Raw genomic sequence first — 14,332 nt, forward strand, 5'->3', positions numbered from 1 at the left:
CCGTCATGTGGACACCCCTACGATCGCCCAGCACTGACGAGAACTCACGAGATCGGCCCGCACGGAAGACGCGGACGGCAGGAAGACGCGGACGGCAGGAGGGGCGCTCATGGACAGCGACCAGAGGAACGGACAGACGCAGGGAACCGGACGGCGGGCGCTTCTCGGCGCCGCGGTGCTCGGCGCGGGCGGAGCGGTCCTCGGGCTGCCCGGCGCGGCCCGGGCGGCCGAGGCCTCGACGACCGGTTACGCCGGCCGCGGGCTCAAGAGCCTGCCGGTGCCGACGATCATCGGCCACCGGGGCGCCAGCGGCTACCGCCCCGAGCACACCTTCGGCTCGTACAACCTCGCCCTCGACCTCGGCGCCGACGTCGTGGAGGCCGGTGACCTGGTGCCCACCAAGGACGGGCATCTGGTGTGCCGGCACGAGCCGGAGATCGGCGGCACCACCGACGTCGCCGCCCACCCCGAGTTCGCCGACCGCAAGACCACCAAGGTCGTCGACGGCGTGTCCGTCACCGGCTGGTTCACCGAGGACTTCACGCTCGCCGAGCTGAAGACCCTCCGTGCCGTCGAGCGCATCCCGGCCAACCGGCCGCACAACACGCTCTACAACGGCCGCTGGGAGATACCGACCTTCGAAGAGGTCCTGCAGTGGCAGGACGAGCAGACCCGCAAGCGCGGCAAGCAGGTCTGGATCTACCCCGAGACCAAGCACCCCACCTACTTCCGCAAGCTGGGCCTCGGCCTGGAGGAGCGGGTGGCGAAGCTGCTGCGCAAGTACGGCAAGGACAGCCGGTACTCGCCGGTCATCCTGCAGTCCTTCGAGCCGAGCAGCATCCAGAAGCTGAACCAGCTGGTCGACAACCCGCTCGTCGTCCTGCTCTCCTCGGCGACCAGCCGCCCCTACGACTTCGTCGAGGCGGGCGACCCGCGCACGGTGGCCGACCTGATCACGCCCGCGGGCCTGCGCGAGATAGCCGGCTACGCGCAGGGCATCGGCCCCACGCTGGACCTGGTCATCCCCAAGAACGCCGACGGCACCCTGGGCCGGCCGACCACGCTGGTCACCGACGCGCACAAGGTGGGCCTGGTCCTGCACCCGTACACCATGCGCAACGAGAACCCCTTCCTGCCGGCGGAGTACCGCAAGGGCACCGCGGCGGACGCCTACGGTGACCCCTTCGGTGCCTTCAAGACGTACTTCGCGACCGGCATCGACGGCGTCTTCACCGACAACGCCGACACCGGTGTGCTCGCCCGCGCCGACTTCCAGGCCGGCTGAGCCCCGACCGCTCAGCCTGAAACGCTCAGTCTGGTCCACTGAGCCCGGCCCGCCGCGTCAACGGCGGAGCCGAACCGCACCCCGTTCGGGGTGACTACGAGCCGCCCCGGCAACCTGCCGCCGGGGCGGTTCGTCGTTCCGCATATGACGCACGACTTGGTAGCCACCCTGAGCCCGCTGCTCACCGCCGAGGCCTCCGCCGAGGCATATGCCTCCGGAGGCGAGCCGGGCGACCTGGAGCAGGCCGTCTGGCTCCGGCTGCTGGAGCGGCTCGCGGCGGACCGGCCGCCGCTGGATCCGCAGGGCTGGCTGCGCAAGGCCGTCCGCGCCGAGGCGCGCCGCAGCCGCCGTACCACCCGCCGCGAACGGCCGTACGGCTTCGAGCCGCCCGACGACACCCGGCCCGGCCCCGAACAGTCCGTCATCACCGCCGCCCGGCACCGCGCCCTGCGGGAGGCGGTCCGCCGTCTGCCCGGCCGTTGCCCGCGGCTCCTGGAGGCACTGCTGTCCCCGAAGGACCTGACATACCGGGAGATCGCGGGGGAGTTGGGTATCTCACAGGGCAGCCTCGGACCGGAACGTTCCAGATGTCTCGGTTGTCTGCGGCGATTGCTCACACCGGAGGTTGCGGCTCTCGAAGCGCGGGGATAGGAGTGAGGGACGACAGGTGATCAGGTGAGCGGGAGGCATGCGCACATGGGCATGAGCGTGACCATCTCGGTGGCGACCGAGCAGGATGCGGAGCAGATCTTCAAGCTTCAGTACCTGTGCTTCCAGAGCGAGGCGGCGCTGTACGGCAACTACCGCATCGACCCGCTCGTCCAGAGTCTCGACTCGGTCCGCCAGGAGGTCGCCGCCGACTGCGTCATCGTCGCCCGGCTCGGCGAGGAGGTCGTCGGCTCGGTGCGCGGCAAGGCCGACGAGAACGGCTCGGCGGACATCGCCCGGCTGTGCGTCCACCCGCGCCTGCAGGGCCACGGCATCGGCGCGAGGCTGCTGCGCGCGGCCGAGACGGCGCTGGCCGAGCAGCGCGGCGCCACCCGGTTCCGCCTCCACACCGGTTACCGCAGCGAGGGCAACCTGCGCCTGTACCGCCGGGTGGGCTACGAGGCGGTGGGCCGGACCAAGGGCGCCGACGGCGTCGAGCTGATCGTGCTGGAGAAGCCGGCCGGGGCGTACGCGACTACGGCGTGACGGCGTTTTGCGCCTTGCGCAGCCAGTAGATCGCCGACAGCGGCAGCAGCACCGGAATGAAGATGTAGCCCATGCCGTAGTCCGACCACACGGTCGCGTCCGGGAAGGCCGACGGCTCGATCAGGGTCCAGGTACCGACGATCAGCACACCCGCGAGTTCGGCGGCACAGCACACCAGTGCCGCCCTGCGGGCCGTCTCCCCGCCGCGGACCAGCGTGTAGGTGATGAACCCGTACACCACGCCCGCCACCGCCGACAGCGAGTACGCCAGCGGCGCCCGGTCGAAGTCCGTCGCGATCTGGTAGGCGGAACGCGACACCGCGCCCACCACCATCACGCCGTAGAACCAGACGAGCAGCAGTCCCGGCCCGCCGATCAGCCGGCCCGGCTTCTCCTCCACCGACGTCATCTCAGCCTCCCCAGATGTCGTACAGCCGCACTTCGAGGACGGCCAGCACGACAGCGCCCGCAGCCGCCGTCACCGAACCCCATTTCGTGCGCTCGCTCAGCGACATGAGTCCCGCCGCCGGCATGCACGCGAACGCCCCCACCAGATACGCCACGTAGATCGTCGTACCCTGCTCCGGCTTCTCGCCCCGCGCGAGCTGCACGATCCCGGTCACCAGCTGGACCAGGGAGAGCAGCCAGACCACGGCCATGCCGATGAAGTGCCAGTCCTTGGTCGGCTGGTCGCGATAGGCGGCCCAGCCGCACCAGGCGGCGAGGAGCAGCGCGGCGACCCCGGTCGCCAGCGTCAGGGCATAAAGCATGCCGAGACTTTATTACGGCCGAAGCGACCGGCCGCTGCCGACCCCGCCCCCGACTCCGTCCCGTGGCGTTGGCCACAGCCATCGGGCCGAGGAGCTGGATGCCGACCCGGTGGTCAGGGGCCTGTCGGCCTTGTCCGCACTGGTCACCGACGCGGGCGTGGAGTTCGCCGTCCGGGGCCGAGCGGCGGCCGAGGGGTGTCCACGGCTGTCCAGTATGCGGACAGTGGCGGCCTGTCAGCACCGTACGTCTGGTTTACTGATCGCATGAGCACGACGAGCAACCGCACCCTTGCGACCGAGGCGACCATGACGCCCGGTGCTCGTTGTATGTGTCGCACGATGCGCCGAATGTGCGCCTTCTAGAGGGCCCCCGCATCACCTGAGCCTCGCGCCCCGAAGCGAGAGCCGTGGCATGTCCGTACGCCGTAGGGCCGTACGAGACGCACAGACCTCTTTCCATGCCTGACCGCATGCACCCGTGTCCGGGCACACCCACGCCCGCGCACTCGACAGTGACGGAAATCCAGTGATCACCACATCGGGCCTCACCAAGGTCTACCGCTCTCGCGGCCGAGAGGTCACCGCCCTCGACGGCGTCGACCTTCACGTCCGCGAAGGCGAGGTCTACGGCGTCATCGGCCAGTCCGGCGCCGGCAAGTCCTCGCTCATCCGCTGCGTCAACCTGCTGGAGCGTCCGACATCCGGGACGGTGACCGTCGCCGGACAGGACCTCACCGCCCTCGCCGGGCGCGGCCCCCGGGCCGGCAAGGAACTGCGCCAGGCCCGCAGCCGGATCGGCATGGTCTTCCAGCACTTCAACCTGCTGTCCTCCCGGACGGTCCAGGACAACATCGAGCTGCCGCTCGAGATCCTCGGCAAGTCCGGAAAGGAACGCTCCCGCAAGGCGCTCGAACTCCTCGACCTGGTAGGCCTGGCCGACAAGGCCAGGGCCTACCCGGCCCAGCTCTCCGGCGGCCAGAAGCAGCGCGTCGGCATCGCCCGCGCCCTCGCCGGCGACCCCAAGGTGCTGCTGTCCGACGAGGCCACCAGCGCCCTCGACCCGGAGACCACCCGCTCCATCCTCCAGCTGCTGCGCGACCTGAACCGGCAGCTGGGCCTGACCGTCCTGCTCATCACGCACGAGATGGACGTCGTCAAGAGCATCTGCGACTCGGCCGCGCTCATGGAGAAGGGCCGCATCGTCGAGTCCGGCACCGTCAGCGAGCTGCTGGCCACCCCCGGCTCCGAGCTGGCCGCCGCGCTGTTCCCGGTGGGCGGCGAGGCCTCCGGCACCGACCGGACCGTCGTCGACGTCACCTTCCACGGCGAGGCCGCGACCCAGCCGGTCATCTCCCAGCTGTCGCGCACCTACAACATCGACATCTCGATCCTCGGCGCCGCCATCGACACCGTCGGCGGCCTCCAGGTCGGCCGCATGCGCATCGAACTGCCCGGCCGCTACGAGGAGAACGTGGTGCCGATCGGGTTCCTGCGCGAACAGGGCCTGCAGATCGACGTAGTGGGCCAGGAGGCTCTGCTGGTGAAGGATGGTGCCAAGTGACCGGGACCGATTGGTCTGAGATGCAGCCCCTGCTTTCCCAGGCGTGTTGGGACACGCTCTACATGGTCGGCTGGTCCACCTTCATCGCCGTCGTCGGCGGGCTTCCGCTCGGCATCCTGCTCGTCCTCACGGACCGGGGCGGACTGCTGCAGAACCTCGTCGCCAACAAGGTGATCGGGCAGATCGTGAACGTCGCCCGCTCGATGCCGTTCATCATCCTGATGGTCGCGCTGATGGGCTTCACCCGCTCGATCACCGGGACGACCATCGGCCGCGAGGCCGCCATCGTGCCGCTCGCCATCGGCGCGATCCCGTTCTTCGCCCGCCTGGTCGAGACGGCTGTGCGTGAAGTGGACGGCGGGCTCGTCGAGGCCGTGCAGTCGATGGGCGGCAACACCTGGACCGTCGTACGGAAGGTGCTCGTACCGGAGTCCCTGCCGTCCCTCATCTCCAGCACCACGACCACGATCGTCGCCCTCATCGGCTACTCCGCCATGGCCGGCACGGTCGGCGCCGGCGGCCTCGGCGACATCGCCATCCGCTACGGCTACCAGCGCTTCGAGACGCAGCTGATGTGGATCACCGTGGCGATCCTCGCCGTCGTCATCTCGGTCATCCAGTTCGCCGGCGACTTCGCGGCCCGCTCGCTGCACCACCGGGGCGGACGCTCCGGCCCCGCGCCGAAGCTGCGGCTGCTGAAGACCGAGGAGCCGACCGCGTCCGAGGTCGACAAGGTCGCGTAAGCGCCACCCCAGAACTCCCCGTATACCCAGGACGGGGTTGCACCACCCTTAAGGAAAGGCACTTTTCGTGCGTAACACCGCCAAGATCACCGCCGCTGTCCTCGCCGCCGGAGCCCTCACCGCCGGGCTCACCGCCTGCGGCTCGGGCAAGGACTCCTCTTCCTCCGCCGACTACAGCGGCCCGCTGGTCGTCGCCGCGAGCCCCACCCCGCACGCCGAGATCCTGAACTTCGTCAAGGACCACCTGGCGAAGAAGGCCGGTCTCGACCTGGAGGTCAAGGAGTTCCAGGACTACATCGTGCCGAACACGGCGACCGAGGACGGCTCGGTGGACGCCAACTACTTCCAGAACCAGCCGTACCTCGACGACTTCAACCAGAAGCGCGGCACCCACATCGTGCCCGTCGTCACGGTGCACCTGGAGCCGCTCGGCCTCTACTCCCACAAGGTGAAGAAGGCCGACGCCCTCAAGAGCGGTGCGACCATCGCCGTCCCGAACGACGCCGTCAACGAGGCCCGCGCCCTGAAGCTGCTCGCCGACAACGGGCTCATCACCCTCAAGGCCGGCGCCGGCACCGAGGCGACCCCGCAGGACATCGCCAAGAACCCCAAGAACCTCAAGTTCAAGGAGGTCGAGGCGGCCCAGACCCCGCGCTCCCTGGACGACGTGGACGCGGCCGTGGTCAACGGCAACTACGCCATCTCCGCCGGCCTCAAGCCCGCCAAGGAGGCCCTCGTCCTGGAGTCCGCGAAGAACAACCCGTACGGCAACTTCCTCGCGGTCAAGAAGGGCAACGAGAAGGACCCGCGCGTGAAGAAGCTCGCGAAGCTCCTCACCTCGCCCGAGGTCAAGAAGTTCATCGAGGACAAGTACCAGGGTTCGGTCATCGCGTCCTTCTGAGCCGGCCGCTCCCCCCAGCGGGGTCCCCTCCCTCACCGGGTGTGGACCCCGTTGTGCGGTTCGGTGGTTTCATGCTGCATGCTGGGCAGTTCAGCGGGGCCTGACGGTCTCTCACGGATTTTCCGAAGGTTACGGAGTGGCGCATGACTAGCACCTTCCCCAACATCTCCATCAGCACGGAGCGGTTGGTGCTGCGTCCCCTCGACGAGGACGACGTGCCCGCTCTGGCCGAGATGATGAACGACGAGCAGGTCGGGGCCTGGACCGACGTCCCGCAGCCCTACTCCGAGGACGCCGCCCGGGGCTGGGTCACCGAGTACGCCCCCGCCGAGCGCACCAGGGGCCGCGGCCTCGACCTCGCGGTCACCGAGTTCCTCACCCAGCGCCTGGTCGGCATCGTCCAGCTCGCCAAGACCAACTGGCACGTCCGGTCCACCGAGCTGTCGTACATCGTCGCCCCCTGGGCCCGCGGCGAGGGCTACGCCTCCGAGGCCGCGCTCGCCACGGCCCAATGGCTCTTCGGCGACCAGAAGTTCGAGCGCATCGAGCTGCGCACCGCCGCCGACAACACCGCCTCCCAGCAGGTCGCCCAGAAGATCGGCTGCATCAGTGAGGGCGTGCTGCGCAACGCCTGCATAGTGCACGTCCGGGCCGAGGACGGTACCTGGACCGACGTGCGCACCGACTACATCGTGTGGAGCCTCCTCCCGGAGGACCTGGAGGGCGCCGAGGGGCAGCTCGCCGACACCGGAGGGTTCACCGCCTACTCCGACTGGAACTGAGGCGCGCCGCCACGGCCCGGCCCAGCCGCGCGGCCGGCAGCTCCACCAGGTACGCTCACGAAGCCGGCCCCCGGGCCTCATACCCCTGACGACCTGCGAAAACCTGGAGACTGACGACGATGGCCGACCGGGTCACGGTGATCGGCTGGGACGGCTCGCCCCTGACCGAGGCGGCCCGCGCCGCCCTCGGCGCCGCCACGCTGGTGGCGGGCGCGGCCCACCACCTGGCACTGCCCGAGGTCCCGCCCGCCGCAGAACGCGTCCGCCTCGGCAGCGTCGCGCTCGCCGCCCGTCGTATCGCCGCCCACCGCGGCACCGCCGTGGTGTTCGCCGACGGCGACCCCGGCTTCTTCGGTGTCGTACGCACCCTGCGCGCGCCGGAGTTCGGCCTGGAGATCGAGGTCGTCCCCGCCGTCTCCTCCGTCGCCGCCGCCTTCGCCCGCGCCGGCATGCCCTGGGACGACGCCCAGGTGGTCGTCGCCCACCCGCGCACCCTGCGCCGGGCCGTGAACGTGTGCCGCGCCCACGCCAAGGTCGCCGTCCTCACCGCACCGGGCGCCGGCCCCGCCGAACTCGGACTGCTGCTCGACGGGGTCCACCGGACCTTCGTGATCTGCGAGGAACTGGGCACCGAACGCGAACAGGTCACCGTCGTCACCTCCGACAACGCCGCCGATCACTCCTGGCGCGACCCGAACGTCGTCATCGTCATCGGCGGCCCCGCGGGACCAGGTGTCCCGGCGGAGGGCGGCGGCTGGATCGCCGGACGCGACCCGGGCACCGGCCCGCGCGGCTGGGTCCAGCCCGACGAGACGTACGGCGTCCTCGGCGAGGGCGAGACGGAACTGCTCCGCGCCGCCCAACTCGCCCGCCTCGGGCCCCGGGTCGGCGACCTCGTCTGGGACATCGGCTGCGGCGGCGGCGCGTTCGCCACCGAGGCCGCGCGCGCCGGAGCCGCCGTCATCGCCGTCGACCGCGACGCCGACGCCTGCGCCCGCACCACAGCCTCCGTTCGCCGCTTCGGCGTCCAGCTCCAGGTCGTCCACGGCACCGCCCCGCACGTCCTCGAAAACCTGCCCGAACCGGACGTCGTGCGGGTGGGAGGCGGGGGAGCGGCCGTCGTCTCCGCGGTCGCCGACCGCCGCCCGCAGCGCATCGTCACGCACGCCGCGACCCGGGACGCCGCCGAACTAGTGGGCCGCGACCTGACCGAGCACGGATACCAGGTCGAGTGCGCCCTGCTCCAGTCCGTCGAACTCGACACCCGGACCTGGACGGAGACCGAACGGAACGTGGCGTTCCTGCTCAGTGCGGTCCTACCGGAACGCGCCCCGTGATCCTGTTGTCGTACTGCGCGCGGTAGGCTGGCCGATCGTTGTACCGCACCGGGTGGCCCGGAAATTCGTTCGCCAATGTCCGGAAAACGTGCCCCTTTTGGGGTGGGTGTGATACGGCGAAAACCCGAGGACGCGCAACGTGGCGCAGTCCACAGCGGGCTGTCGCGGATCATGCTGTCGCGACGGCGGAACGGCCGGGACAATGCCACTGAATGGCTTTGTCGCCTTTTCCGGCGGCTCGTTCGTGCCGCTGGGCACGCACGCTCGTTCTTCACTACGGGGCGGTCGGTGCGCCGTTCCCGGGTGAGCTGGTCCTAGAAGCACTAACCGATGGGCGAGGGGTACGCATGACCGACACCGGCCAGGTCCCGGGCGAGGGGCAGCCGGAGAGCGCAGGCATGGTGGAACAGCCGGGCGTCCCCGCGCACGGCGCGTACACCTACCTCTCCGAAGCGCCAGCCGAGGACGAAGACCTGTTGCTGCCGGGCGCCCAGGGCGCCTGGGGCAACGAAGTGCCGCCGCCTGCCCCGGAACCGGTCCTTGAAGCCGTGCACGAGCCGGGCCCGCACGAGACGGCCGGCCGGGACACCGGCTCCGTCGACCTCGGCGGCGTCCGCATCCCGAACCCGGCTGCGGGGCCCGTGCCGCCCTCCCCCGTCCTCGCCGCGCCGCACGACCCCGCGGCGGCCCAGCAGGCCGCGCGCAGACCCCTGCACCTCGGCCCGCCGATCCCCGACGCCTCCGCCAGCCCGGTCCGCTCCCTCGCCGACCGCGGCCCCGCGGGAGCGCCGGTACGGCAGCCCGGTCCGCCGCCGGCCGGTCCCGAATACCTCGACGCGCAGCCGCTGCGCGACATGGCCCCGCAGAACGCGGCCCCTTGGGGTACCGTCCAGGCCCCTGCCGCGGAAGAGGCCGCCCCTGCCGCGGCCCCCTCCGGGGAGCCCGTGGCCGACCCGTCCGGCGCCGCCCAGGCCGCCGTGGCCCGCCTCGCGAACCAGGCTGCGGCACCCGTGCAGGTCGAGGGCAGCCAGGCCCCGGCGGGTCAGGACCAGGTCGTACACGCCCACGACGGGATGCAGCCCGCCCACGGTCACGACGGGGTGTACGCGGCTCAGGTTCCGGCGGAGGCCGTGGCCGAGGTTCCGGTGGCTCCCGTGGCGGAGACGCTGCCGGTGGCCGAAGCCGTGCCGCCCGCCGCCGAGGTCCCAGTGGTCGCCGAGCCCGCGCAGGCCGCGGAGGCGGTCGCCGGTCAGCCGGTGAACGGTGAGCCGGTGCCCGCGCCGGAGGCACCCGTGGCTGTGGCGGAGCCTGCGGAAGCTGTGGCGGAGCCTGTGGAAGAGGCCGCTGCCGTTCAGGAAGTCCAGCCGGTCCAGGTGGTGCAGCAAGCCGCGCAGGCTCAAGAGGTCCAGGAAGGCCAGGGCGTTCAGGAGACGGCGGGGCAGGCCATCGCGCTCGGGACCGTACCGGAAGCGGCGCAGGCCGCGGACGTCGCGCAGAGCGCGGAGGCCGGTCCGGTCGCGCAGGTCCCGCAGGCGTCCGAGCCTGCTCAGCAGCCCGAGCCTGCTCAGCAGCCCGAGCCCGTTCAGCCGTCCGAGGTCGTCCAGGTGAGCGAAGGTGCGCTGCCGGTCGAGGGCGCTCAACCGGTGGAGGCCGTCCAGCGGGCCGAGGGCACGCAGGTCGCCGAGGCCGCGCCGGCAGCGCAGGCTCCGGCGGGTGCCGGCGAGGCCATTGCCGTCCAGCCCGTGGCCGCCGCCGACGCGGGTGCCGTACAGGACGTTGCCGGAGCCGCCGTTCCCGCAGCTCCGGCCCAGCCCGAGGCGCAGACCCCCGTCGCCGCCGAGCCCGTCAAGGCCCCCGAGGAGCAGCCCGCCCAGGCCCCGGCCGCTCCGGCCCAGGCCCAGGACGCCGTGCCCGCGCCCGCCGAGGTCCCCGGCCCGGCCCTCCTCCAGGCCCAGGGCCCGCAGCTCGCCGAAGCCGGTGCCGCTGCCGGTGCTCAGGCCGAGGCCCCGGCGGACGCGCCCCAGCAGCCCCAGCCCCAGCCCCAGCCCCAGCCGCAGGCACCCGCACCCGCACCCGAAGCCGTCGCGGTCCCCGCCGGCCCGCAGCTCCAGCCCCTCGCGGCAACTCCCGGCGATGCGACGCCCGTACCGCCCGCCCCCGAGCCTGTGCCGGCACCCGCGCCCGCCGCCGTAGCGGAGGCAGCCGTGCCCGCCGCGCACCCCGAGGCCCCGGAGCAGCCCGCCCCGGCCCCCGCCGAAACCCCGGAGCCCCTGCCCTCCGGCATCCCGGCGCAACCGCACCCCGAGCAGCCGCTCGGGCAGTTCGTGCCGGTGACCGGGCAGGTGCCGACCGCGCCGCACCTGGCCCCGACCCCGCCGCAGCCCATCGTGCTGCCCACGGCGGAGCCGCAGGAGCCGCAGGAGCCGGTGGCCGTGGTCCCGGCGCCCCGCGAGGCCGAGGCCGAGGCCACCGACGGGCCCGCGCCCGAAGTCGTACAGCACGCGGAGGACCTGGAGACCAGGGCCGCCGACCAGGAGGAGGGCACGGCCGCCGTGGAAGACGTACGACAGTCCACCGGACCGGCCGCCCCCGCCTACGCCGACGCCGAGCGCGAGGCCGTCCTGAAGGTGATGCGCGAACGGCGCGACATCCGCAACGGCTTCCGCAGCGACCCGATCCCGCACGACGTGCTGCTGCGCGTCCTGGAGGCGGCCCACACGGCGCCCTCCGTGGGCCACTCGCAGCCCTGGGACTTCGTCGTCATCCGGTCCGCGGAGACCCGCCGGACCATGCACGAACTGGCGATGCGTCAGCGCGAGGCGTACGCCAAGTCGCTGCCGAAGGGCCGGGCGAAGCAGTTCAAGGAACTGAAGATCGAGGCCATCCTCGACACCCCGGTGAACATCGTCGTCACCGCCGACCCCACCCGCGGCGGCCGGCACACCCTCGGCCGCCACACCCAGCCGCAGATGGCGCCCTACTCCTCGGCGCTCGCGGTGGAGAACCTCTGGCTCGCCGCCCGCGCCGAAGGCCTCGGCGTCGGCTGGGTCAGCTTCTTCGACGAGCGGGAGATGGTCCGCACGCTCGGCCTGCCCGAGCACCTGGAGGTCGTCGCCTACCTGTGCGTCGGGTACGTCGACGAGTTCCCGGACGAGCCCGAGCTGATGCAGGCCGGCTGGTCCAAGCGCCGCCCGCTGTCCTGGGTGGTGCACGAGGAGACATACGGCCGCCGCGCCCTGCCCGGAGAGGAACCCCACGACCTGCTTGCCGAGACCGTCGCGCAGATCCGCCCGCTCGACGCCAAGGCGCTCGGCGAGGCCTGGGAGCGCCAGAAGCGCATGACCAAGCCGGCCGGTGCGCTGGGCATGCTGGAGATCATCTCCGCCCAGCTGTCCGGGCTCTCCCGGCAGTGCCCGCCGCCGATCCCGGAGCCCGCCGCCGTCGCGATCTTCGCCGGCGACCACGGCGTGCACGCCCAGGGCGTCACCCCCTGGCCGCAGGAGGTCACCGCCCAGATGGTGGCCAACTTCCTCGGCGGGGGCGCGGTCTGCAACGCCTTCGCGGGCCAGGTCGGCGCCGAGGTGTGCGTCGTCGACGTCGGTGTCGCCGCCGACCTGCCGGCCACGCCGGGCCTGCTGCCGCGCAAGATCCGCGGCGGTACGTCCGACATGACCACCGGCCCGGCGATGACCCGCGAGGAGGCCAAGGCCGCCATCGAGGTGGGCATCGAGACCGCCCGCGACCTCGTCGCGGCCGGCAACAAGGCGCTCCTCACCGGCGAGATGGGCATCGCCAACACCACGGCGTCCGCCGCGCTGATCTCCGTCTTCACCGGCGCCGACCCGGCGGAGGTCACCGGCCGGGGCACCGGCATCAACGACGAGACGCTGGCCCGCAAGACCGAGGTCGTCCGCCGCGCCCTGGAGCTGCACCAGCCGGACCCGGCCGACCCGCTCGGCGTCCTCGCGGCGATCGGCGGCTTCGAACACGCGGCGATCGTCGGTCTGTTGCTCGGCGGTGCCTCGCTGCGCACGCCGGTGATCCTGGACGGCGTCAGCGCCGGTGCCGCCGCCCTCGTCGCCCGCGCCATTGCCCCCGAGGTGCTGGCGGCCTGCATCGCGGGCCACCGCAGCGCCGAGCCGGGCCACGTGGCCGCGCTGAACAAGCTGGGCCTGCGCCCGCTGGTCGACCTCGACCTGCGCCTCGGCGAGGGCACGGGCGCGCTGCTCGCGCTGCCGCTGGTGCAGAGCACGGCACGGGCCATGCACGAGGTGGCCACGTTCGACTCGGCCGGAGTCACCGAGAAGTAGCGGGCACAGCAGGCACAGGAGAGGGTGGTCCGGCGTTCCAGCAGCCGGACCACCCCGTGCCCCGAGCCCTGCCCACAGCTAAAATCCGCACGTCAGGGCCGCTCCGACGCCGCAGCGCGCCCACCGCACCGCCCTGCACGAGGAGCCGTCCCTCATGGCCGAACACCCCGCGTACCCCGTAGGTCTCCGTCTCTCCGGCCGCCGTGTGGTCGTCCTCGGCGGTGGCCAAGTCGCCCAGCGCCGCCTTCCGGCGCTCATCGCGGCCGGTGCGGACGTCGTCCTCGTGTCTCCGGAGGCGACGCCCTCGGTCGAGGCCATGGCGGACTCGGGCGAGATCACGTGGATCAGGCGCCCGTACGCGGACGGCGACCTCGCCGACGCCTGGTACGCCCTCATCGCCACCAGCGACCCCGAGGCCAACACCGCCGCCTCCGCCGAGGCCGAGCGGCACCGCGTCTGGTGCGTGCGCTCCGACGACGCAGACCTGGCGACGGCCTGGACCCCTGCCACCGGCCACAGCGAGGGCGTCACCGTTGCCGTGCTGACCACAAAGGCGCGTGGCCGGGACCCGCGGCACACCGCCGCGATCCGGGACGCGGTCGTGGAGGGGCTGCGCGACGGTACCCTCGTCGCCCCGCACCACCGCACCCGCACGCCCGGCGTGGCCCTGGTCGGCGGCGGCCCCGGCGACCCGGACCTGATCACCGTGCGCGGGCGGCGGCTGCTCGCCGAGGCCGACGTCGTCATCGCCGACCGGCTCGGCCCGCGCGACCTGCTCGCCGAACTCCCGCCGCACGTCGAGGTGATCGACGCGGCGAAGATCCCGTACGGCCGGTTCATGGCCCAGGAGGCCATCAACAACGCGCTGATCGAGCACGCCAGGCAGGGCAAGTCCGTCGTCCGGCTCAAGGGCGGCGACCCGTTCGTCTTCGGCCGGGGCATGGAGGAGGTCCAGGCGCTTGCCGAGGCCGGTATCCCGTGCACGGTCGTCCCCGGCATCTCCAGCTCGATCTCGGTGCCCGGCGCGGCCGGCATCCCGGTCACCCACCGCGGTGTCGCCCACGAGTTCACCGTGGTCAGCGGCCATGTGGCCCCCGACGACGAGCGCTCCCTGGTCGACTGGCCGTCGCTGGCCAAGCTCACAGGCACGCTCGTGATCCTGATGGGCGTCGACAAGATCGGGAAGATCGCCGAGACGCTCGTCGCGCACGGCAAGTCCCCCGAGACCCCGGTCGCCCTGGTCCAGGAGGGCACGACGGCCGCGCAGCGCCGGGTGGACGCGACCCTCGCCACCGTGGCGGAGACCGTGAAGGCCGAGGACGTGAAGCCCCCGGCGGTCATCGTGATCGGCGAGGTCGTCGGTGTCGGTCCGGCATCCCTGTCTTGAGCACGTGTGGCTTGATCACACGTAACCCGGGGTAACGCACCCCTACCCAGCCGTTGGCACCA

General features: G+C 72.2%; 12 protein-coding genes and 1 pseudogene. 11 read left to right on the plus strand and 2 right to left on the minus strand.

Translation table 11 applies throughout. The annotated features are described in order from the left end of the window. Positions 1-109 precede the first annotated feature (109 nt). The 3 genes from ACWD3E_RS21820 to ACWD3E_RS21830 all read left to right on the plus strand — a co-directional run bounded on the left by ACWD3E_RS21820 (position 110) and on the right by ACWD3E_RS21830 (position 2,479). Positions 110-1,285 (plus strand): glycerophosphodiester phosphodiesterase, encoded by a 1,176-nt coding sequence (locus tag ACWD3E_RS21820; protein ID WP_451389198.1) that lies wholly within the window; start codon positions 110-112, stop codon positions 1,283-1,285. Positions 1,286-1,429: 144 nt separating this feature from the next. After that, positions 1,430-1,936, plus strand: coding sequence for an RNA polymerase sigma factor (locus ACWD3E_RS21825; protein ID WP_451389199.1), 507 nt, complete (start codon positions 1,430-1,432; stop codon positions 1,934-1,936). Between the two features lie 45 nt (positions 1,937-1,981). Next, positions 1,982-2,479: a GNAT family N-acetyltransferase gene (locus ACWD3E_RS21830; protein WP_451389374.1), complete on the plus strand. Its 498-nt coding sequence runs from the start codon at positions 1,982-1,984 to the stop codon at positions 2,477-2,479. Here ACWD3E_RS21830 and ACWD3E_RS21835 read toward each other — a convergent pair. Beyond that, on the minus strand, positions 2,469-2,888 hold the full coding sequence (locus tag ACWD3E_RS21835; RefSeq protein ID WP_451389200.1) for a hypothetical protein: 420 nt from the start codon (positions 2,886-2,888) through the stop codon (positions 2,469-2,471). The two genes, ACWD3E_RS21830 and ACWD3E_RS21835, sit on opposite strands and share 11 nt — an antisense overlap. Before the next feature lies 1 nt (position 2,889). Continuing rightward, a complete protein-coding gene (locus ACWD3E_RS21840; protein WP_451389201.1) occupies positions 2,890-3,249 on the minus strand; it encodes a hypothetical protein in 360 nt (119 codons plus the stop codon). 76 nt (positions 3,250-3,325) lie between these two features. On the opposite strand from ACWD3E_RS21840, the pseudogene ACWD3E_RS21845 reads away from it, so the two are divergent. From ACWD3E_RS21845 to cobA, 8 genes and pseudogenes are all read left to right on the plus strand, one after another. Then, positions 3,326-3,424: pseudogene (locus ACWD3E_RS21845) on the plus strand (HAD family hydrolase); the annotation flags it as partial. Positions 3,425-3,775: 351 nt separating this feature from the next. Beyond that, positions 3,776-4,810: a methionine ABC transporter ATP-binding protein gene (locus ACWD3E_RS21850; protein ID WP_451389202.1), complete on the plus strand. Its 1,035-nt coding sequence runs from the start codon at positions 3,776-3,778 to the stop codon at positions 4,808-4,810. A gap of 20 nt (positions 4,811-4,830) precedes the next feature. Next, entirely contained in the window at positions 4,831-5,553 is a 723-nt protein-coding gene (locus tag ACWD3E_RS21855; RefSeq protein ID WP_451389375.1) for a methionine ABC transporter permease, read from the plus strand. A 67-nt stretch (positions 5,554-5,620) separates the two neighbouring features. Then, complete coding sequence (locus tag ACWD3E_RS21860) at positions 5,621-6,454, plus strand: MetQ/NlpA family ABC transporter substrate-binding protein (RefSeq protein WP_451389203.1); 834 nt, start codon at positions 5,621-5,623, stop codon at positions 6,452-6,454. Between the two features lie 143 nt (positions 6,455-6,597). Continuing rightward, entirely contained in the window at positions 6,598-7,236 is a 639-nt protein-coding gene (locus ACWD3E_RS21865) for a GNAT family N-acetyltransferase (protein WP_451389204.1), read from the plus strand. Between the two features lie 119 nt (positions 7,237-7,355). Then, the gene (cbiE, locus tag ACWD3E_RS21870; protein WP_451389205.1) at positions 7,356-8,573 is read left to right on the plus strand and encodes a precorrin-6y C5,15-methyltransferase (decarboxylating) subunit CbiE; all 1,218 of its coding nucleotides are present in this window, start codon (positions 7,356-7,358) and stop codon (positions 8,571-8,573) included. Positions 8,574-8,920: 347 nt separating this feature from the next. Beyond that, positions 8,921-12,883, plus strand: a complete 3,963-nt coding sequence (gene cobT / locus ACWD3E_RS21875) for a nicotinate-nucleotide--dimethylbenzimidazole phosphoribosyltransferase (RefSeq protein ID WP_451389206.1) — start codon at positions 8,921-8,923, stop codon at positions 12,881-12,883. 154 nt (positions 12,884-13,037) lie between these two features. Beyond that, positions 13,038-14,270, plus strand: coding sequence for a uroporphyrinogen-III C-methyltransferase (cobA, locus tag ACWD3E_RS21880; protein ID WP_451389207.1), 1,233 nt, complete (start codon positions 13,038-13,040; stop codon positions 14,268-14,270). Positions 14,271-14,332: the final 62 nt, after the last annotated feature.

This window comes from Streptomyces sp. NPDC002676 (assembly GCF_053592455.1).

Coding starts and splice junctions, on each gene's coding strand:
- ACWD3E_RS21820 (WP_451389198.1), top strand. CDS start 110: ATGGACAGCGACCAGAGGAACGGACAGACGCAGGGAACCGGACGGCGG.
- ACWD3E_RS21825 (WP_451389199.1), top strand. CDS start 1,430: ATGACGCACGACTTGGTAGCCACCCTGAGCCCGCTGCTCACCGCCGAG.
- ACWD3E_RS21830 (WP_451389374.1), top strand. CDS start 1,982: ATGGGCATGAGCGTGACCATCTCGGTGGCGACCGAGCAGGATGCGGAG.
- ACWD3E_RS21835 (WP_451389200.1), bottom strand. CDS start 2,888: ATGACGTCGGTGGAGGAGAAGCCGGGCCGGCTGATCGGCGGGCCGGGA.
- ACWD3E_RS21840 (WP_451389201.1), bottom strand. CDS start 3,249: ATGCTTTATGCCCTGACGCTGGCGACCGGGGTCGCCGCGCTGCTCCTC.
- ACWD3E_RS21855 (WP_451389375.1), top strand. CDS start 4,831: ATGCAGCCCCTGCTTTCCCAGGCGTGTTGGGACACGCTCTACATGGTC.
- ACWD3E_RS21865 (WP_451389204.1), top strand. CDS start 6,598: ATGACTAGCACCTTCCCCAACATCTCCATCAGCACGGAGCGGTTGGTG.
- cbiE (WP_451389205.1), top strand. CDS start 7,356: ATGGCCGACCGGGTCACGGTGATCGGCTGGGACGGCTCGCCCCTGACC.
- cobT (WP_451389206.1), top strand. CDS start 8,921: ATGACCGACACCGGCCAGGTCCCGGGCGAGGGGCAGCCGGAGAGCGCA.
- cobA (WP_451389207.1), top strand. CDS start 13,038: ATGGCCGAACACCCCGCGTACCCCGTAGGTCTCCGTCTCTCCGGCCGC.